General features: G+C 37.4%; 13 protein-coding genes. 3 read left to right on the plus strand and 10 right to left on the minus strand.

The annotated features are described in order from the left end of the window. The 10 genes from ACM46_RS01450 to rimP all read right to left on the minus strand — a co-directional run bounded on the left by ACM46_RS01450 (position 1) and on the right by rimP (position 18413). Positions 1-1938 carry a putative porin gene (locus ACM46_RS01450; RefSeq protein WP_048504840.1) on the minus strand — a complete coding sequence of 646 codons (1938 nt, stop codon included), beginning with the start codon at positions 1936-1938 and terminating at the stop codon, positions 1-3. 109 nt (positions 1939-2047) lie between these two features. Continuing rightward, a complete protein-coding gene (locus ACM46_RS01455; RefSeq protein ID WP_048504841.1) occupies positions 2048-3511 on the minus strand; it encodes a RagB/SusD family nutrient uptake outer membrane protein in 1464 nt (487 codons plus the stop codon). A 12-nt stretch (positions 3512-3523) separates the two neighbouring features. Then, positions 3524-6562, minus strand: a complete 3039-nt coding sequence (locus ACM46_RS01460; protein ID WP_053082654.1) for a SusC/RagA family TonB-linked outer membrane protein — start codon at positions 6560-6562, stop codon at positions 3524-3526. A gap of 383 nt (positions 6563-6945) precedes the next feature. Next, positions 6946-7593 carry a hypothetical protein gene (locus tag ACM46_RS01465; RefSeq protein ID WP_048504842.1) on the minus strand — a complete coding sequence of 216 codons (648 nt, stop codon included), beginning with the start codon at positions 7591-7593 and terminating at the stop codon, positions 6946-6948. A gap of 18 nt (positions 7594-7611) precedes the next feature. Continuing rightward, positions 7612-8385 carry a hypothetical protein gene (locus ACM46_RS01470; RefSeq protein WP_048504843.1) on the minus strand — a complete coding sequence of 258 codons (774 nt, stop codon included), beginning with the start codon at positions 8383-8385 and terminating at the stop codon, positions 7612-7614. Between the two features lie 18 nt (positions 8386-8403). Beyond that, complete coding sequence (locus ACM46_RS01475) at positions 8404-10020, minus strand: RagB/SusD family nutrient uptake outer membrane protein (RefSeq protein WP_048505555.1); 1617 nt, start codon at positions 10018-10020, stop codon at positions 8404-8406. Positions 10021-10043: 23 nt separating this feature from the next. Beyond that, positions 10044-12908, minus strand: a complete 2865-nt coding sequence (locus ACM46_RS01480; protein WP_048504844.1) for a SusC/RagA family TonB-linked outer membrane protein — start codon at positions 12906-12908, stop codon at positions 10044-10046. A gap of 740 nt (positions 12909-13648) precedes the next feature. After that, entirely contained in the window at positions 13649-16615 is a 2967-nt protein-coding gene (gene infB, locus ACM46_RS01485; RefSeq protein WP_048504845.1) for a translation initiation factor IF-2, read from the minus strand. Positions 16616-16694: 79 nt separating this feature from the next. Then, positions 16695-17930 carry a transcription termination factor NusA gene (gene nusA, locus ACM46_RS01490; RefSeq protein ID WP_048504846.1) on the minus strand — a complete coding sequence of 412 codons (1236 nt, stop codon included), beginning with the start codon at positions 17928-17930 and terminating at the stop codon, positions 16695-16697. 15 nt (positions 17931-17945) lie between these two features. Beyond that, a complete protein-coding gene (gene rimP, locus ACM46_RS01495; protein ID WP_048504847.1) occupies positions 17946-18413 on the minus strand; it encodes a ribosome assembly cofactor RimP in 468 nt (155 codons plus the stop codon). Positions 18414-18859: 446 nt separating this feature from the next. Here rimP and ACM46_RS01505 point away from each other — a divergent pair, with 446 nt between their 5' ends. Genes ACM46_RS01505 through ACM46_RS01515 form a run of 3 tightly spaced genes read left to right on the plus strand, consistent with a single transcriptional unit; the run spans position 18860 to position 21713 of the window. Then, complete coding sequence (locus ACM46_RS01505; protein WP_048505556.1) at positions 18860-20176, plus strand: UDP-glucose dehydrogenase family protein; 1317 nt, start codon at positions 18860-18862, stop codon at positions 20174-20176. Beyond that, positions 20177-21256: a dTDP-glucose 4,6-dehydratase gene (gene rfbB, locus ACM46_RS01510; protein ID WP_048504849.1), complete on the plus strand. Its 1080-nt coding sequence runs from the start codon at positions 20177-20179 to the stop codon at positions 21254-21256. Between the two features lie 7 nt (positions 21257-21263). After that, the gene (locus ACM46_RS01515) at positions 21264-21713 is read left to right on the plus strand and encodes a hypothetical protein (protein ID WP_048505557.1); all 450 of its coding nucleotides are present in this window, start codon (positions 21264-21266) and stop codon (positions 21711-21713) included. The last annotated feature ends 1 nt before the right edge of the window (position 21714 follow it).

Below are 21714 nucleotides of genomic sequence, written 5' to 3' on the forward strand. Positions count from 1 at the left end.
TTAGTTGAACAAATACCACACAATCCCGATGTTTAATCTAAAATCATAAACCGGGTAATGTGGAAATGCATAGGCTTTATTATTGGAAATTACGGTTCCTATCTGCTGTCCTTCTACATAAAAGAACATTTTTTTCACCTTCATATTGATATAAAGATCGGCAATAGGCTGTCCCCCGATAGAGAATGAATCTGCATTAGGCAAAATATATTCGTTGAGAATCGGGAAATAATCTCTTGACGCAAATTTTGAAAAATAATAGACTTTCACTCCCATCTGAAGCTCTGCTGCGTCTTTAAAGGCTTTGCTCTGGAAGAAGAAATTGGCTCTTCCGATGAAACTAGGCATTGGAAGAAGTTCTTTATTCGTTAAGGCATTCTGGAAATGAAGTCTTGTATTAAGATGGAATTTTCCGAAACTGAATGTGGCGTCACCCCCGATCTGAGAAATGTTCAGTGAACTGCTGCTCTGCTGCGGCGCTCCGTCTGCATTGAAATAGGTATAGTTATCAATTCTGAAATAATTGGCAAAAAGTTCGGTCTTGAACCACTTCAGATTTACGCTCCCTCCGATTTCCGTTACGGTCTGGTTTTTGGCGTTTTCAAGATAATAATTGTATTTGTTGTACACGGAAGTATTTAAAAGATAGTTGAATGAAGGATAAGCACTCTGGAAGTTCACCTTTGCATTAACGAAATAATCTTTTATAGGTTCAAATTTGATGTTGTTTGCGGTTCTCAGATAGCTTCCGAACTGGCTTCCGTTTGAAAATTCTAAGAATGATTTCAGCTGGAATTTATCCCAAAGTTTAATCTGAAGGTTTCCGACCGCTCCGATTCTGTTTTCTTTAAGCTCGCCCGGAAGAGCAACTCCATTGACCGTAATCAGATCTCTCACTCCAAATTTAAGCATCTGATAGCGCACTCCTCCATCAAGCTTAAATCTGTCATTGTTAAAAACAAGACTTACGGTATTACTGAAATTGTCTGAATATTTTTTTGTGGTAAGTGGAAAACCGTTGATTACTTCCGATACATTGTTGTACCAGTAAGACTCCAGCCCTCCCTGATTGTAATAGTATTTATTGCCCTGATGAGAAAGTGTATGTCTTATGCTGAAAGGAAATTTCTCTGCATTGAACGGGGTAAACTGATGGCTCAGATAATATCTTCTGTAGGAAAACTGAGAGCTGGACGAAGCCAGATTCACCTGAGCATTCTGTCTGTTGCTGTAATCACTGGCACCACTCTGGAAAAGATTGTCTTCTGTGATTCCTCCACTTTCCTGGTTGTTTACGTTCTGATGAAGGTAATGGGTAAACAGTTCATAATTCCCGCTTTTGGAAATATAATGTCCTGAAAATAGCGTATTGTTATTGGAAGCCAGAGAATTTCTGTAAAACCCCTGAGAACGAAGCCCCATATATTCAAGAGCAAAATTGAATCTCTTCCCGATATTCTGCGTATAGGTAGATTTCAGTGCTGCTCCGTTTTTCATCGCGGTATGGTAAATGAAAGTCGCAGTTGGTGTCTTCACATCATAGTACTTCACATCATTGGCACCGATGATCATGTAGGATTTATTGGAAGGCAGCAAAGCCAGGTTCTGCTCCGGGTTTACTTCATATATCAAAGGATTGAAGCCGGCTCCTATATTGGCTACCTGGGCTCTCCCGAAGTTGTCTGTATTATTATATTGTGAAAAGATATTGGTTTTGTCAGCGGTCATTACCGTATCAAAAATTTTCTTTTCCGAAAACTGGGTCTGATACAGATAATCATTAATAGTAGGTTTAAAAATTTTCAGAGAATCTTTTTTCCCGGAATCTATGACAAGGGTGTCTTCTTCTTTTTTTGGATTCTTCTGATCTGTTTTATTAACGACCTGAGCCTTCACGATAAAACCGAAGAAGATGATGATCAAGAGGATGTACTTCATTATTGATTTTTCTACAGCAAATTTAATAAAAAAAGCTGTCCCATTTTTTGAGACAGCTTCTTTACTTAAAAAAAGAGGCTGTCTTTTTAGAACAGCCTCTTGATATTTATTAGAAATTTGGATTATTCAAAATTTCTTCTTGTGGTATTTTTAAAGATACTCTGTCATCCGTGTAAGGGAATGACTGACCTACGAAGAACAAGTGGTTTGTACCTCTTGTAACTGTAGCCTTATTTCTCTTGAATGCAAGATAAGATTTACCTTCACCCCAGAATTCTAAACGAGTATTCTTATAAATTTCATCTTGTAAAGCAGTTCCACTTAATGCATCAATATAAGACACGTCCGTTAATCTGTTTGCAAGGTAATTTTTCAGAATAGTTTTTGCTTCAGCTTCCTGGCCTGATTTAGCAAGTGATTCTGCAGCTAACATGTAGAACTCATCTACTCTCATGTAGATATAATCTGTAGTAATTTGTCTCTGCCCTTGTGCAACTCTATTTGGATCAAAGAATTTGTTACCTGGATAGTTTTGTGCAGGATTCGTTACAACAAACTGATTTCTTCTGATATCATCAGCTCTCATACTGTTATACAAACCTAAGTCAATACCTTTTCTGGTTCCAACTGATGCATAGCTATATGTGAATACATCAATTTGTCCCCACCAGCTTACAAGGTCTAAACCATTCACTACTGCAATATCAAATCCCCACATCCAACTTGGAGTAGCCAAATCATTAAATCCTCCTCCACTCAAAACAGTAGATCCAGGAGTTTGAGCCATTCTTACAGCTTGAGCTTTAGTCGTTACAGGATATCCGTAATTAGCAATAATATCTTTAGACAATGTAGCTGCCTGCGCAGACTGTCCTACAGCAGCATAAGTATAAGCAAGAAGTCCTTTTGCAACCCCTTGATCAATTACTCCTTTATTTGCTCTATCAAAACCTTCTAAATACTCTACAGCTTTGCTTAAATCGTCTATAATTAAAGCATACACTTGCTCTTGAGAAGATTTAGGAGCAGCTGGCATTTGAGACTTCTTATATACCGGAATAGCAGCCTCAGTTGGATTATATCCTTTTGTATACAACTGCATTAGATAAAAATAAGCATAAGCACGTAGGGCCTTTGCCTGTCCCATTGCATATTTATCTTCTTGAGATGCAGGTACATTATCTGTTCCACCTAATCCATCAATAACATCATTTGCTCCTGCAATAACTCTGTAGTAATATCTCCATGGCTTATAATTTACCGTATTGGTAAAATCAACTTGAGCGGCCATGTTAGCAATGTTTACATACCATCCATAGTTTGTTGCTTCAAGTGCCATGTCCTGAGAAAGCAGGTCACTATAAATATCATATCCTTTTTGTCCGAAATCATCATGATCAAGATCTGTTCCACCGGTTCCGGTGTTGATCATCATCAGATACAAACCATTTAGTTTAGTTTGTACGGGTGCATCTCCTACAGTTTCAGTTGGTGCACTTTCAAGAAATTCCTCGCGGCATGAAACAGTTAAAGTTGCAAGCGCTATACTACTTAATAATAATATCTTTTTCATTTTATTTACTTGTTAGAAGTTAATTTTTGCTCCAAATGTAATCGTTGATAGAGGTGCATAAGCATAAGTACTTGTACTTCCTGTTTCTGAAACACTTGGGTTAAATCCTTTTCTCTTACTTGCAATCCATAAGTTATCTCCACTCACGAATATGTTAAATCCTGTAATACCTATCGTTTTTACGAAATCTTGTGGAAGATTGTATCCTAAACGGATGTTATTTAGTGCCAGATAATCTGACTTAACTAAGAATCTGCTTGATCTTGAAGCAGCATTAACGTCCGCTGTATAGTTAGAAGACATTCTAGGGATATCTGTAACATCTCCTGGATTTTGCCATCTGTTCAAGATATCTTTGTGCCAGTTGTTGCTACCGATTACACCGTTCCCCATTAATCCTGCGTAAAGGCCATCATATGCATAACCTCCTATGCTGTATAAGAATTGTACTCCTAATGTGAACGATTTATATCCGAAATCGAAGTTAAATGCACCTCTGATATCAGGAATAGCAGATTTGTCTAAGAATTTCTGAGTTGCCTGGGAATAAACTTCAGTAACTCCAGTTCTAACGTCTGCATTAGGATTCTGAGCTTGGAATTCGTGAAGTGAAGTAATTTGTTCACCTGCATCAAAAACACCATTTCCGTTGTTATCCGTATAATTTACGTACCATTGAGCAGCACCTGTTGCAGAATTCACACCTGCATACTCTCTCATATAGTAATCATAAAGAGATCTTCCTTCAGCTCTACCAAATCCAGCTTCAGACAAGTCAAGAATTTTTCTTTGTCCTGAACCTTGATCAATTGGCATTCTTGTAAGTTTATTACGTAAGAATTCTCCATTTACACCAAAGTCAAGGAACATATCTTTCTTGTTGATGATATGTGCTTTTAAAGTAAATTCAACACCTTGGTTAATAAGGATTCCGTCGTTAACTTTGATAATTGCATTTCCTGTAGAAGGAGCTAATCTGTTATCAAAAATCAGGTTATCCGTAGTTCTGTGATAATAATCAACATCTAATTCAAGAGCTCTGTTTTTAAATAGTCCTAGCTCAATACCTCCCTGGAAAATTTTAGCTTTCTCCCAAGTAAGATCCGGATATCCGTTTCTGTTGTATGTTGCTCCCGGAAGCCCCATAAAGTTTCCTGGGTTATAAGCATTGTATCCAGGATAGAAACCAACCACCTGATCTCCTGAAGGAGCTACCAGAGACTGATCACCTACTGTTCCGTAACTTGCTTTTAATTTTAAGTTGGTAATGGTTTTGTTATCAGAAAGGAAATCTTCTTTTGTCGCTAACCATCCGATACCTGCTGATGCGAAAGTATCCCATTTATTGTTTAAGAATCTTGAAGAACCATCTCTTCTTACTGTACCGTTGAAGAAATATTTCCCTTTGTAGTCATAAGTCAACTGCCCAAAGTAACTCTCAAGAGCATAGTTACTTACATATGAACTTGATAGGGACTCTCCAATACCCTGGTTTAATTCAGGGATCATATCAATAATATTAGGTCTTCCGGCAGATAGGAATTTTTGCTCCCAGCTATTGCTTTCGTGAGCAACAAACGCCATTAAGTTATGATCTCCGAATCTTTTGTTAAATCTTAATAACTGTAACCAGTTATAAGCCATTAATTCGGTTTTTGTTTTATAGATATATCCATTCTGGCTAGCTGCATTACCGTAGAAAGGGTTGTCTACCTGATCATTACTATTGTTGTAGTATTGACCACCTACTCTTGTTTCGAAGCTTAAGAACTTAGTAATATCAGCTTTCAAGAACATATTAGCATTAATCTCATGCTTATAGAACTTGTTGATATTATTTGTAGCATCTGCAATTGCATTGGTTAATGCTCCAAAACCTCTTCCTCCTTCACCGTAATCAAACTGATTTCCTCCGAAGTGTGGATCTGGAATTTTATTTCCTGCTGCATCACGTAAGAATAATGGGTAGATAGAAGGAATATTGTCTACGAACCAGAAGATACTTCCTGAGTCACTAGTTTGTCCGTTTCTATTTGCTTTTGAATAAGCATATCCTAAGTTAAAGTCTCCTTTTAACCAAGGTCTCGCCTGATGACTTAAGTTTAATCTACCAGTATATCTTTCAAAATCAGAGTTGATAGAGTACCCTTTATCACTTAAGTATCCGATGTTAGTATAGTAAGTTGTCTTACCTGTACCTCCACTGATGCTTAGGTTATTTTCTGTTCTTGCAGAAGTTTGGAAAGCATAATCTTCCCAGTTTTCAGGATCATATAATCTTCCTGTCCCTGGTCTTACCATTCCTGTAGCCGGATCGATTAACTGAGCAGCTGAAACTCCCCACATATTATAGTTAGGGTTAATACCTGCAGTTCCGAAAAGGTTGTTATTAGCATAAGCTGTAGGATCAGCCTGTCCTAATAATCTACCACGGTTTCTCATTGCCTGCCAGCTTAATCCGATATACTCTTCAGGAGATTTTATAGTTTCATACCTTGGAAGTAATGCCATGTTGAAACCAACTTTAGATTCAAGCTGGATAACGGATTTGTTAGCTCTACCTTTTTTAGTATTAATAACAACAACACCATTAGCACCTCTTGCACCATAAATAGAAGTTGCACTTGCATCTTTAAGGATGATCAAGTTCTCGATATCCTCAGGGTTGATTGCACTTACGTTACCTGTGTAAGCCATACCATCCACTACATATAGTGGGCTTCTGTTACCGCTTACAGAACCAAATCCTCTAATACGGATAGTAGCATCTGTACCAGGTTGTCCCGAAGTGTTAATAACTCTAACACCTGCTGCTTCTCCTGCAAGCGCCTGACTGACACTGGATACGTTTTTTGCGTCAATGTTCTTTGCATCTACTTTAGATGCTGTACCAACATATGACTCTTTTACAACTTGGGAATAACCAACTAAAACGACTTCTTCAATTTCTTTTTCTTTGGTTAATGTATCTCCAGGTTTTTGCTGTGCAAATGCGACTTGTCCTAAAAAGAATAAAGCCCCCGCACTTAATACACGTAGTTTAACATTCATATTAACAAATTTTAATATATTTAATTCGCAAATATGTTAATAAATATTAACACCCACAAATATTAAATTTGTGGAGGCAAAGGGTTTGTTTTATATGATGCTTTTAACTATTCTGTGAAATAAGGCAGATTAAACAATAACAACCAGCTTTATTTGTATAAATATTTTTTTTTCACGCTTGTTATTTTTTTTAACTAATTATTGTTAATATGCAAAATATTATTTAGAATCATTACAAATTATAATTTTGTTAAAATGTGATTTGTAATTGAAATATTATTAATAAAAGTAAAATGTTTAAGAATACATTCTCACAACACTATTTTATACTTAACAATAAAAACAAAGAATACCGAAATATCCTTTGTTTTTAATGAGAAGCCTTACTTTACGATTACCTCAAGTAAGGCATTATAATCTTCTGATTTTTTTAACTTATTTTTCTTAAAAAAAGTAACCAGATCAGCATCCTTAGATGGGAAGGCATTTTTAAGATCTCCTTCCTTTAGGGGAATCAAGGTCTTATTTTTAGTATCATACAGGAAATAATCAGGTTTCAAAGGTGTAAATTTGGCAGGTTGGTTCTGTCCGTAAGTATTCTCTGAGATTTTACCTTCCGTAAATTTCACCCCTTCTTTTCTTACAATTGTATAATTCCCTTTTTCTGAAGAAGACTGAATATAGTAACCTCCATTTATCAATCTGACAATATATTTATTATTTATATTAAAATAATCTAATTCTTCTTTCGGTATTTTGAAATATTTATCATCATTTTTCAAAATAATCTCATCATTATAAATATTATATCTCAAAAGATAAGTTCCATTTTCACCTTTGATGGCTGACGGCAAAAACGCAGTTTCAAGGAACGGAGATCCTACAAACTCGTTATCAGGAACTCCATTTACACCAATTTTATTGACAGCCTGTGACATTAATCTGTTGTTATTAAGATTATGCAAAACAGAACTTTGGGAAAAATAAAAGCCCATTAAAAACAGAGAAAAAACAATACTTACCTTTTTCATAACATTTATAAAAGATGATTAACTACCTACAATATTATCCACTACTGCAGCAAAATTACCTGCACTTACAAACGGCTGATAACTTAAAACAACTTTTCTAGTACAGAAGTTAATTGTTGAAGCTGTCGCCGCTACCTGTCTGATACTTACCATTCCATAAGTAGAGTGCATATAGCCTGTTTGCTGTGTAGGAATTGTAACAGAACCTGTAGATGGGTCGTATGTTATTTTAATATCATAACCATCAGCATAATAATCCTTCAACAGAAGAGTATTAGCGTCAGTTCCCGCAGCAATTGTAATATCATATGTCCCACCAAAAAACGGCATCGTCGATTTAAAATTACCTGCCAGGAAGTAAGAAACAGGACATTTAAGCGCTACAGTCATTGTATGCACTGGAGTAATGACCCCATTTTTAATGGTTGGCGACGATAATCTGAATACCGCATTTTTTCCTTCAGGACTGGCTCCTGTTTCCAATAGCTTGATCGCTATTTTCCCATCAAAATTACCGGATGGATTACTTGGTCCCATAAACTGAAAGTCTATTCCTTCTTTTAACTGAGACGTAGGATCCACAACCAGACTTACTTCCGCACTTGGCACTTTTACAAGAGTTCCATACTGTACCTCTACAACTTTCGAGCCACTTCCCTGATCAACCAATTGCTGAGAACTGGCAGTGATGAAATTTAAGTTCGGATCACCATCATAATGAATTTCATCATTGGTACAGGAATATACTAATGCCGATAAAAGTGCTATATATAAATAATTAAATGTTTTCATTTTCTAATTTTTAAAAAATTAATATCCAGGATTTTGCTGAATGCTTGGATTCCCCTGAGTTTCTGCCCTAGGAATAGGCAAAGACTTCATACGGTAATCATCAATAGGAATAGTAACAGGAATTGATTTAAGATCATCTGTAGGATCTCTGTCAATAGCCACTCCGGCAATTGCTCCAAGTCTTTTTAAATCCAAATATCTATGTCCTTCAAGATAAAGATCTTTTCTTCTTTCCAAAAGAATATCCTGGTACGCAGCCGCCTTACCTGAATACACCGGCAAAGTAACCGGAGCTACATAATTTCTGGCATCTCTTACATTTTTGATGTACCCGGCAGCAACAGGATAATTAGCCTCCTCCACTGCACATTCAGCCAGAATAAAATACATTTCCGATAATCTGAATACAGGAAGATCGTTCCTCAACGGCGCCTGGGACGCTACTTTTTCTCTGTAAATATCAGTCGCAATAGGATCCGGCAATAGCTTAGGTCTTCCCGGATATTTATCAATAACCAATACATCCGCATCTCGGTAATTGCTAATGGTTGCATACCCTGCATCTATTCTTGAAGTAGGGTCAATGTATGCATATCGTCTGATATCACCATTAACCTGAGCCAACAAATTAAATGTTCTTCTTCCCATATCATACAGAATAGAACCACTTAAACTGGATGTATTTGAAGCTAAAGTACCGCCAATATTCCCCCAAGCCCCAACAATAGGACGGTTCAGTGCAAAAATGATCTCGCCTTGAAGGGTATTATTTAACATTTTTACATATGGATTTCTGGTAAGATAACCATTCAATGCAACGTGCGCTGCATTATTTTGTGCCAAAGTACCAGGAGCAGAACCAGGAATTGTTGCGTTCACCAATGGTGTAAAAACCAATCCTGAAGAGCTCACTACAGTCTGTGCAGCCGTTTTAGCCTGAGGATACATCCCTCTGTACAGATAGTATCTCGCTTTGAAAGCATTTAAAAAGTTAGCTCCGATTCTATAATAATCTCCATTGTTTGCTGCTAAATTCGTCTCAGCATAAGCAATATCTGCATCAATAAAAGAGAAGATAGCCGAATTATTAACTCTTGGCACTGTTTCAGACTGACCGGGAACATGATCAATCAACATTACTCCAAGCGCATTAGGGTTTTTCATATCAGTAGAAAAATAAGACTCTAATGTAAAATAAGAGAATGCCCTGATCAATCTTGCCTGAGCTATTATATTTTTATATTTTGCCTCATCACCGGCCACTGGTGTTATTTTAGATGCTCCTTCCAACAATCTGTTTACTCTGTTGATTGTTGTATAGCTTCCCAACCAGATATTAGCAGCAAATCCATTGGTAACATCTAAATAAAATTGATGTGCGCTCAATGCCAGCTCACTATTCTGTGGCCCCATACCTAATTCATCTGTCATCTGCCCGGAGAAGAACAATCCGTTTGTGATATCTAATCCCGAATAAACAGTTCCGTTAAGGTACTTATTCATATCCTCGGTATTCACAAAGGTATTGTCTGCATTCAATTCTCCGTCCTGAACAATATCTAAAGCATCATTACACGAGGACAATCCTACGGAAACAAATGCGGATAAAATTGCTATTTTAAATATATTTTTCATATTGAAATTCATTAGTAATAAAATTAAAATTCTAAGTTAACCCCAAGCGAGAAAGTTCTCGGGTTAGGATAAATACTTAAAGGAAAAGTTCCCAGTCCCTCAGGATCATACCCTCTCCATTTTGTCCATGTCATAATATTTTCACCCTGAACAAAAATCTTAGCAGATTTAATCACCGAATTTGTATTAAAGAACTGTTTCGGAACATTATATCCTAATGATACATTTTTAAGTCTTAAAAAAGATGCATCAAATAGCAGTCTATCAGTAATACCTGATACCGGTGCACTTAAAGAAGGGATATCGGTTTCACGGTTATCAGGCGTCCATGCATTAAGTAAATCTGCTGACACATTGTATCCGGCTCTCATATAAGCAGGGTTCAATGCCCAAGACAGCTGGTTGTCTGATCTCCAGAATTTAGCCTGGAAAGAGAAAAGTGCATCCAGGAAGAATCCTTTGTATTCACTATTAATACCAAAACCTCCGGTATATTTAGGGAAATAGTTCTTACCTGTTTTTCTTCTGTCCTTATCCAAAGCCTGCTCTGAAACAGCCCCATTAGAATCCAAATAAAGCTCGTTACCTGTATTAGGGTTTACTCCTAAGTAAGGCACCAAATTCCATTCATTGATCGTACCGCCTTCTTCCAGCAATAGTGAACCTGTGGTTACAGGAACCTGAAGTTTAGTAATTTTATTTTCATTATAAGAAGCGTTCGCAAAAACAGTAAGTTTATAATCCTTGTTCATTAAAACATTGTATCTCAACACAAGTTCTACCCCTTCATTTTTAAGACTACCATAATTTCCTCTGTAGTTATACTGTCCAGTAATTGCAGAAGACGGGATATTATAGTACAGCATATCTGTGTTCTTTTGATAGACATCCACATTCCCTTCCAATCTGTTTTTTAGCAATTTAAAATCAAGACCTACGTTAGCTTGCTTTATTTCTTCCCATTGTACAATAGGGTTAGCCATATTATTCAGGAAATAACCCGGTGTATTTCCGTATCCGTTTCCAACAACATTAATTTCTCTACTAATCCCAGTCGCAAGCAACAGCGGGTTGGTATCGTCCCCGGCAGCAACCACATTGGCATTCCCTTGTGTACCATAAGAAGCTCTTAATTTCAACATATCGAAGAAAGAGCCGTCCATGAATCCTTCTTTATCAATATTCCAGCGTCCACCCACAGACCAGAAAGTCCCCCATTTTCTACCAGGAGCAAATCTGTAGTTACCATCTCTTCTGATGGTTCCGCTGAAACCATATTTATCAGCAAAATCATAATCGGCTGTCGCAAAATACGAAAGAGCACCGGCAGTAACTTTATTAGCTGATACGGTTGATACATAAATATCTCTTTCAGGATCAAAAGCTATATATCCCGTACCTGCCCCAATAGCAAAAGTTTTTGGATCCAGTCCGTTCTGAGTCTGAGAGCTGCCATAGAAATGAACTTTATTATATTCCATATAAGCCCCCAACCCAACAGTATGTTCTCCAAAAACCTTATTATAGTTAAGGCTGGTTACTGTAGTAAAGTTTAATTCCCGTGAATTGGAAATTGTTTCAAATCCGCCATATTCAATTCCGGAAGTAGATGCTACAACAATAGACAGATAACCTTTGGGATTTCTTCCCGAAAAGGCATTACCTATTTTCAGATCCGCACCAGTTCTATTGTTTAAGGTGAAATCATCTGTTATTTTATAGGATGTTGTTGCACTTGTGAAAACGGAAGTTTCATTGAATTTCCCAAATACAGACTGGTCCCCTCTCAATACATCCTCTAAAACATAAGCAAAGTTTCCGCCAGCTGAGGAGGCTGTACCAATAGCATTAAACAAATCCCTACCCGAACCGTACTGTCCTGATTTAATATAAGGCAGCGCTATAAATGATCCAAGCAATGGATTCTGAACAACATTCCCGTTGATTCCAGAGTTACCCTCCTGATTCAATTGGCTTCTCTTGGAATATCCTAAACCAATAATAGCTGTATAATTGAATCTTTTATCTTCCGATCTACCGGTAATATTATTTCTGAAAGTAAATCTCTGAAACTTTGTATTAGGCACCAAACCTCCCTGCTCCAAATATCCCAGGGAAGAATATACCGATGTATTCTCGCCTCCAAATGTTGCAGAAATATTATGCTGCTGAGTAACATCTGCTTTAAAGAACACTTTTTCCCAGTCGGTATTTACAGGATAATCTGCAATTTGCTGATCAGTTAAAGTAGCACCAAGCAGAGACGAAGGCCCATTGTTTTTCTGAATTCTAAGTAATTGGTGGGAATCCGCAATATTATACTTGTTCTTAGGCATAATACTCACCCCGGTTAAAGCAGAATAGCTTAGTTTAAGTTTCGCATTAAATTTCCCACCTTTAGTTCTTACAAGTAATACTCCGTTTGCTCCTCTATTCCCATAAATGGAAGTTGCAGCAGCATCTCTCAGAATAGAGACAGACTCTATGTCTTCCGTATTCAGGTTTCTGAACTGATTGGTTCCGGTAGGAATACCATCAATAATCACTAATGGTTCAGTATCTGCCGAAAGAGAGGAAATACCTCTAATAACAAGATCTATCTTTGCAGATCCGGGAGATCCGGAATTGGAAGCAATAGTTACCCCCGGTGCAGATCCCTGTAATGAATTCAGGAAGCTCACGTTCGGCCTATTTTCCATAACCTCTGCACTGATAGTGGTATTCGCACTTACATCTTTAGGCTTCGTTAGGGTTCTATTGTAACCCAGGACCACAACTTCTTCAATATCTTTTGTCTTAGCTGTGTCGGTTTTGGTTTTTTGGGCATTATACATTCCGTTTAAGAAAAACAGAACTCCAACACTCAATACACGTATTTTAACATTCATATTAACAAATTTTAATATATATGTGACAAATATGTTAATAAATCCCAATACCTACAAATACAGCAACGAAAATACCGTTATATTTTTTATCATTATCGTAAAATACACCAATTAATGAATAATTATTAATCAATAAAAGTTAAAATAATTAACTAAAAAATAAATAAAATAAGAATTTTAACAGTTTATACTCATTTAAACGAAATGTTAAAATTATTAATTTAGAATCATTATAAATTAATGTAAATAAAAAAGCCATATTAATTCACAATAGTATGATTTTCATTAACTTACAGATTTAAAAGTAAAAAAATCATCAATATCTAATTGTAACTTTATCCTAAAACAAAGGGTTTCCAAAGATTTTAATGCCCATTCTATGATTCAAAAAAAGACCTTTTTTATAGACTTTTGTAACTACCACAACATCAACCGATAAATGAGTGAAAAATTCAAAATTTTCACCAATTTACACCTTCAACAACTCTTTTTTCAACCTCGAAACCCATCTAATCAAAACAGAAATCATATGAATTTTAACATAAATAGTCTTAATTTTTTGACACAGCTCATTATAAGCATTCTCATATATTGATATAATGTCACGAACCTAAACGCTATTATAAAACGCTTAATCATTATGCATTAATTACAAATACAGATCATAAATCTTAACATTTGGTTAATAAAAAAAACCACCCTTTTTAAGGGTGGTTTTAATGTATAGTTTATCAACTGATTTATTTCAGCTTCTTCTTAACAGCTACCTGTTCGTAAACTTCAAGGATATCTCCGATCTCAATATCATTATAGCCTTTCAGGTTCAGACCACATTCGTAACCTTTGGTCACTTCTCTTACATCATCTTTGAAACGCTTCAAGCTTTCCAGCTCTCCGTCGAATTTAACGATACCGTCTCTCAATACTCTCACTTTTGAGGTTCTGGTTACTTTTCCTGAAAGAACCATACATCCTGCAATTGTTCCTACTTTAGAAATCTTGAATACTTCTCTGATTTCCACGTTACCAATTACCTGCTCTTTGATCTCAGGTGAAAGCATGCCTTCCATAGCTTCTTTCACTTCATCAATCGCAGCATAAATTACAGAATATGTTCTGATCTCAATTTCTTCTTTATCTGCAAGTTCTTTAGCATTAGCACCGGCTCTTACATTAAATCCGATGATAATTGCATCAGAAGCAGTTGCTAAGTTAACATCAGACTCAGTGATCTGTCCAACTCCTTTATGCAGGATATTTACATTGATCTCTGCAGTTGATAATCTCTGTAACTGATCGGATAATGCTTCTACAGAACCATCCACGTCACCTTTAAGGATAATATTCAATTCTTTGAACTCTCCTAAAGCAATTCTTCTACCCAATTCTTCAAGCGTAGTATGCTTCTTGGTTCTTATTGAAAGTTCTCTTTGCAGCTGCTCTCTCTTATTGGCAATGGTCTTAGCTTCACTTTCGTCTGCATATACTTTAAACTTATCACCAGCTGTAGGCGCTCCATCCAGACCTAAAATAGTTACCGGAATAGACGGGCCAGCTTCTTTAAGGTTTCTGCCTCTTTCATCAAGCATTGCTTTTACCTTACCGTGATTTTTACCTGCCACTACATAATCTCCAACTTTAAGGGTTCCGGTCTGTACCAACATGGTAGCAACATATCCTCTTCCTTTATCTAATGAAGCTTCAATAACAACACCTTGAGCGGCTCTGTTTGGATTAGCTTTAAGATCAAGCATTTCTGCCTGAAGCAATACCTTTTCCAATAGAACATCCATATTGTTACCAAATTTCGCAGAAATCTCCTGAGACTGAACGTTTCCTCCCCACTCTTCTACAAGGATATTCATCCCGGAAAGTTGCTGACGGATATTATCAGGATTAGCATTCGGTCTATCTACTTTGTTGAGTGCAATAATCATTGGTACTCCTGCTGCCTGTGCGTGAGAAATAGCTTCTCTCGTTTGCGGCATCACATCATCATCCGCTGCAATTACAATGATTGCAATATCGGTAATCTGAGCACCTCTGGCTCTCATCGCGGTAAACGCTTCGTGACCTGGTGTATCTAAGAATGTAATTCTCTGTCCGTTTTCAAGCTTCACATTATAAGCTCCAATGTGCTGGGTAATACCTCCGGATTCACCTGCGATAACATTTGTTTTTCTAACGTAGTCAAGTAATGACGTTTTACCGTGGTCAACGTGACCCATTACCGTTACGATTGGTGCTCTAGGAGAAAGATCCTCCTCGGAATCCATATCTTCTTCAGATTCTACTTCTTCAAGATCTGCATCTGAGAATTCAATTTTATAACCAAATTCATCGGCAACCAATAATAAGGTATCCGCTTCAAGTCTCTGGTTCATGGTTACCATAACACCAAGAGAGAAACAAGCAGAAATAACTTCTGTAGGAGAAACGTTCATTAAACTCGCCAATTCACCTACTGTGATGAATTCCGTTACTTTTAATGTTCTGTCCTGAGCATCAATTTCCTGCTGACGTTCATCCTGCTCTCTACGGTAAGTTCTTTTATCTTTTCTGTGTTTTGCAGATTTAGATTTACCTCCTTTGTTGGTCAGTTTTTCAAGAGTTTCCTTGATCTGGTTTTTAACCTGCTCGTCAGTAAGCTCAACAGGCATGGTTCTTTGCCCCGGTCTGTTGTTGTTTCCACCCGGACCTTTCTTAAATCCTCCGCCTTGACCCGGTGGACGATTCCCCTGGTTGTTCCCAAAACGGTTTCCTCCCTGGCCACCTTGCCCCTGAGGACGGTTTCCTCCAGGACCTCCCTGACCTTGCGGACGGTTACCCTGACCTCCACCATTTTGAGGACGGTTACCCTGACCTCCCTGGTTGTTATTATTATTTCCAGAGTTTTGGTTATTCCCCTGACCCTGTTGATTATTCGGGCCTCCGGGTTTTTCAATTCTCTTTCTTTTCTTTTTAGCACCAGCACCAGGTTTTGGTGCAAACTGCGTTAAATCTATCTTTTCACCTACGATCTTAGGACCGTCAAGTTTTTGATAAACAGTTTCTATTTTCTGAGGCTCCTGAGATTCAGACTCAGCTGGTTTTTGAGACTCTTCTGTTTTTTCAGCAACAGGTTCTGTCTGTTTTGGAGTTTCTTTCACAGGTTCTACCGGTTTTTCCTCTTCTTTTTTCTCCTCCATTTTTGGTTTATCTTTTTTTACAGGTCTATTTCTAGATTCTATTTGAGACAGATCTATTTTATCCAGAACTTTGAATTCCTGCTTTTCAGGAGCAGCTTTTGCTTCCGGTTCAGCCACAACTTCTTCTTTCTTTTCTTCTACTGGTTTCTCCACAGGAGTCTGTACTGCTACAGGTGCAGCAGGAACTTCTTCCACTTCAGGAGCTTTAGGTTCAAGATCTATTTTACCTAAAATTCTAGTTTCTGGTTTGTTTGCTTTAGCTCTTATTACTTCAGGGGTTTTCTTTTCTTCAATCTCCAGTTTTTCTTCCGGAACCTTAGTGATCACCACCTCATGGGAAGCTTTACGCTGTTCGCCGTCTTTGGCAAACTCAGCCTCCAATGCAGAATATGCCGCTTCTTCTAATTGAGCGTTAGGATTGTTTTCAACTTCGAAATCCTTTGACTGTAAAAATTCTACTAATCTGGACATCGAAATATTGAATTCCTTAACCGCTTTATTTAATCTTATTTTTGGCATCTATATTATTTACTGTTTTTTTAATTCTTAAAATTAAAGTATTTCTTTTTTACTGTTTTATTAAAATTTATCAAAAATCTTAATCTTCAAATTCTTCTCTAAGAATACGCTTCACATCTTCAATTGTTTCCTCTTCAAGATCCACCATATTCAAGAGACTTTCAGTATCTTTATCCAGTACTGATTTTGCAGTAGTAAGGCCTACTTTTCTAAATTCATCCAAAATCCACTGCTCGATATCGTCATTAAATTCTCTTAATTCAACATCGTCATCCTCACTGGATTCTCTGTATACATCAATCTCATATCCTGTAAGCCAAGAAGCCAGTCTGATATTCTGCCCCTGCTTTCCAATCACTTTAGAAATCTCTTCAACCGGTGTATAAACTAAAGCATAGCTTGAATCCTCGTTGATATCAATTTTATTAATGGTAACATTTCCTAAAGCTCTCTTTACCAAAATTTCAGGGTTTTTAGACCACTGAATAACATCGATGTTTTCGTTTCTCAACTCTCTTACAACCCCATGAATTCTGGATCCCTTCACTCCCACACAAGCACCTACAGGATCTATTCTGTCATCATAAGCATCTACTGCAATCTTCGCCTTCTCACCAGGAATTCTTACTACTTTTTTAAGCATAATCGTTCCGTCCTGGATTTCAGGAATTTCCAGCTCTAATAATTTCTCAAGGAATTTAGGTGCAGTTCTGGAAATAATAATCTGAGGTTTTGAACCTTTAAAATCTACTGTCTCAACAATAGCTCTGATATTTTCGCCCTTTTTAAAGAAGTCGGACGGGATCTGGTTTTCTTTCGGCAAAATGAATTCATTCCCTTCATCATCCAGCAAGATCACATGCTTGTGACGGATGTGGTGAATTTCTCCAATAACAATCTCCCCGATCTTATCTCTGAACTGCTCATAAAGCATTGCATTATTGTGCTCCTGAAGTTTTGTAGCCAGGATCTGCTTTAAAGTAAGGATATTTCTTCTTCCCAACTGGGCAACAGGAATTTCCATAGTAAAATCTTCACCCACCTCAAAAGTAGGGTCTATTTTTTTTGCTTCAGAAAGTTCGATTTCCAGATCATCATCTTCAGACATCTCGTCTTCTACAATCGTTTTATTTAAAAATATCTGAAAATCTCCTTTATCAGGGTTCACAATTACATCAAAATGATCATCTGAATCAAATCTCTTTCTCAAAAGAGTTTTCAGTGAATCTTCAATAATTGCCATAAGATCAATCTTACTGATCCCTTTTTCGTCTTTAAAATCACCAAAGGATTCAATCAACGCTATATTATCCATCTATTTTTTTTTCTTTTAAAATTTAATTACTACTAACGCTTTTTTTATCTCAGAGTAAGGAATTTCTTTTTCCTCCTCCACATCCACTTTCCCTTTGCCGATATCTTTCGGTTTCCGGTAGCGTAAAATAAGTGTGATTTTTTCATCATCCACTTTAGCCAGTTCACCTTCAATTTCGGAAGCATCATTCAGCATCACTTCGATATCTCTTCCGATATTTTTTCTGAACTGTCTGGGAGCTGACAATGGCTCGCTAAGTCCGGCAGACATCACCTGAAGGCTAAAGTCGTGCTCCTCACGATCCATATTAAACTCTATCGCGCGACTTGCATCAAGGCAGTCCTGAAGAGTCACTCCATGATCTCCATCCAGGATCACCGTAATATCATCTCCGGCAGAAATTTTCAGATCTACAAGAAACAAATCTTCTCTGGTAACCAGGAATTCGTTTAATAATTCTTCAATTCTTTTTTTAAACTCCATACATTAATTATCTTGATTTACCAGTACGAAAAAAGGCTTTCTTCCGAAGCCTTCCCATTTTTTCCTGTAAATCCACTGCAAATATACGCATTTTTTCCAAAAAAGCAAAATATGCTTCGTTATCAAGTAAATACCCTAAATTTTTCATTGAAGTTACAAGGTATGGGATTCGAGGTTCGGGATACGGGGTTCGTGGTGCGAGGTTTCGGGTTTGAGAGTAAGAGGGTGAGAGTGTTTGAGAGTTGGAGAGCTTAGGAATTTGATTATTCTCAAATATTCATCTTAATATCAGTCTGAGTCTTTGCCTCAACCTCATCCTAAAGTCTGATGTCTGACATCTGCTGTCTGAAATCTTGTCTCTTACCTCAAATTCAGGTTAAAGTAAATTAAAGAAGCAGATGACGGTATTTTTATTATTTTTGTCTTTAAATTTAAAAACAGACATTTTGAATATAACAATTGTAGGAACAGGTTATGTAGGGTTGGTTACAGGCACTACCCTGGCAGAACTTGGCAATTCAGTATACTGTGTTGACATTGATGAAAAGAAAGTAGAAGGTATGAAAAACGGCATTGTTCCCATCTATGAGCCGAACCTTGAAGAAATGTTTTTAAGAAACATTCAATCCGAAAGATTATTTTTCACGACCAATCTTAAAGAAGCTTTAGACAAAAGCGAAGTTATTTATCTGGCCCTCCCAACCCCACCGGGTGAAGACGGCTCTGCAGATCTTTCGTACGTTACTCAGGTGGCCAATAATATTGGGGAAATGATGACGGAATACAAAGTCATTGTCAATAAAAGTACGGTTCCCGTAGGTACTGCCGATAAAGTGAGAGAAGTAATTGCCTCTAAAACAGACATCCCTTTTGATGTAGTTTCCAATCCGGAATTCCTGAGAGAAGGTTTTGCGGTGGAAGATTCCATGAACCCTTCGAGAGTGGTAGTAGGAGCAAGCTCTGAAAAAGCAAAAAACGTCATGGCTAAAATTTACCAGCCATTTACCAATACCGGAATTCCGATTATTTTTATGGATGAAAAGTCGTCGGAGCTTACCAAATATGCCTCCAATTCTTTCCTTGCCGTAAAAATCACTTTCATGAACGAAATAGCCAATTACTGTGAAAAAGTAGGAGCTGATGTGGACAAAGTGAGACTGGGAATGGGCAGCGATGACAGAATCGGGCACAGATTTTTGTTTCCGGGAATCGGGTACGGCGGAAGCTGTTTCCCTAAAGATGTAAAAGCACTGATAAAATCCGGAATACAGGAAGATTTCAATTTCCAGATCCTGGAGGCTACAGAAAAAGTAAATACCACCCAAAAGGTAATTTTAGTTTCAGAAATTGAGAAATATTTCGGAGGAGACATCCGCGGAAAGAAAATTGCGATGTGGGGACTGGCTTTTAAGGCCAATACAGACGACATCCGTGAAGCATCATCTTTAGACAACATTGCACTTTTACTTGAAAAAGGCGCAGAAATTGCTGCATACGATGCGGTAGCCGAAAACAATGTACAGAAAATTCTTGGTGACAAAATACAATATGCAAAAGGAATGTATGATGCCCTTGAAGATGCAGATGCCTTGTTTATTGCTACGGAATGGCCTGAATTCAAAAATCCTAATTTTGAACTGATGGCCAAAAAGATGAAAAACAAAGTTATTTTTGACGGAAGAAATATGTATCCGCTGGAAATCCCAGAACAGAACGGGTTCCATTATAAAAGTATAGGAAGAAAGACCATAGAAAATAAATAGATGAAGAATATAATTATTACCGGAGGAGCCGGATTCATAGGTTCTCATGTTGTGAGAGAGTTTGTAAAAAATAATCCTGGCACCACCATCATCAACCTTGACGCTCTTACTTATGCCGGGAATTTAGAAAACCTGAAGGACATTGAAAATGAACCGAATTATGTTTTCGAAAAAGCCGACATCACCCAACCGGAAGAATTAAGAAAGGTTTTCGAAAAATACAATCCGGATGCAGTAGTACACTTAGCAGCAGAAAGCCATGTAGACCGAAGTATTACAGATCCTATGGCATTTATTAATACCAACGTAAACGGTACAGCCAATCTTCTCAACCTATGTAAAGAATTCTGGACCCTGAACCCCGATCATACCCACGGAAGATTCCCGGACGAAAAAAGAACCAACTTATTCTACCATGTTTCTACCGATGAAGTATACGGAAGTCTTGGTGAGACCGGATTTTTCCTTGAAACAACGGCTTACGATCCACAATCTCCATACTCAGCCTCAAAAGCAGCGTCCGATCACCTGGTAAGAGCATACGGAAATACGTACGGAATGCCGTTCATTGTATCTAACTGTTCGAACAACTACGGGCCTAATCATTTCCCTGAAAAGCTGATTCCGCTTTGTATTTCAAATATCATCAATGAGAAGCCATTACCTATTTATGGTGACGGAAAATATACCAGAGACTGGCTGTATGTGATAGATCATGCCCGGGCGATTCATCAGATATTCAATGAAGCGAGAACAGGAGAAACTTACAATATCGGAGGTTTCAACGAATGGCAGAATATAGATCTGGTGAAAGAGCTTATCAAACAAATGGATGCCAAACTTGGGAAACCGGAAGGCTATTCCGAAAAGCTGATCACCTTTGTAAAAGACAGACCGGGACACGACAAGCGTTATGCTATAGATGCAGACAAACTGAATGAAAATTTAGGATGGAAACCATCTGTAACTTTCGAAGAAGGTTTAGGAAAAACCATTGACTGGTATCTTGAGAACAAAGAATGGCTTGAAAACGTAACCAGCGGTGATTACCAGAAATACTACGAAAATCAATATAACTAAGAGCATCATGAAGTGTATTCTTCTGTTGTTTTCCATTGTATTTTTTTCTTTGGCAAAGGCTCAAGTTCCTCCGCCTCCGGCAACGGCGAATTTGGTTCAAAAAGAACTTATCAATGAATTCATAGAGGTTTCCCACTATAAGGAAGCATTGATTAATTATGCCAAAGATTATATCAGCCTCAAGAGGATTGATTACAATGTAGACCCTCCTAAAGAGCTTTTCACCAAAGAACAGGCCCGCTCTATTATAGATCAGTTTGATTTTGAAGAGTTAAGATTTTCACTGCAGAGTGCCCTTTCCTTTATACCGGAAAAAAATTTAAGGGAACTGATTAAGTTTCATAAAAGCTTAGGCGGTACCCTGTCAAAAGACAACACCATACTTTTAATGAGCCCGACTATTGATCTGAATATTAAAAATCAGATAAGTTATGCCATAGAAAACATAAACAAATAAT

The sequence above is a fragment of the Chryseobacterium angstadtii genome, from assembly GCF_001045465.1.
GTDB lineage: Bacteria > Bacteroidota > Bacteroidia > Flavobacteriales > Weeksellaceae > Chryseobacterium > Chryseobacterium angstadtii.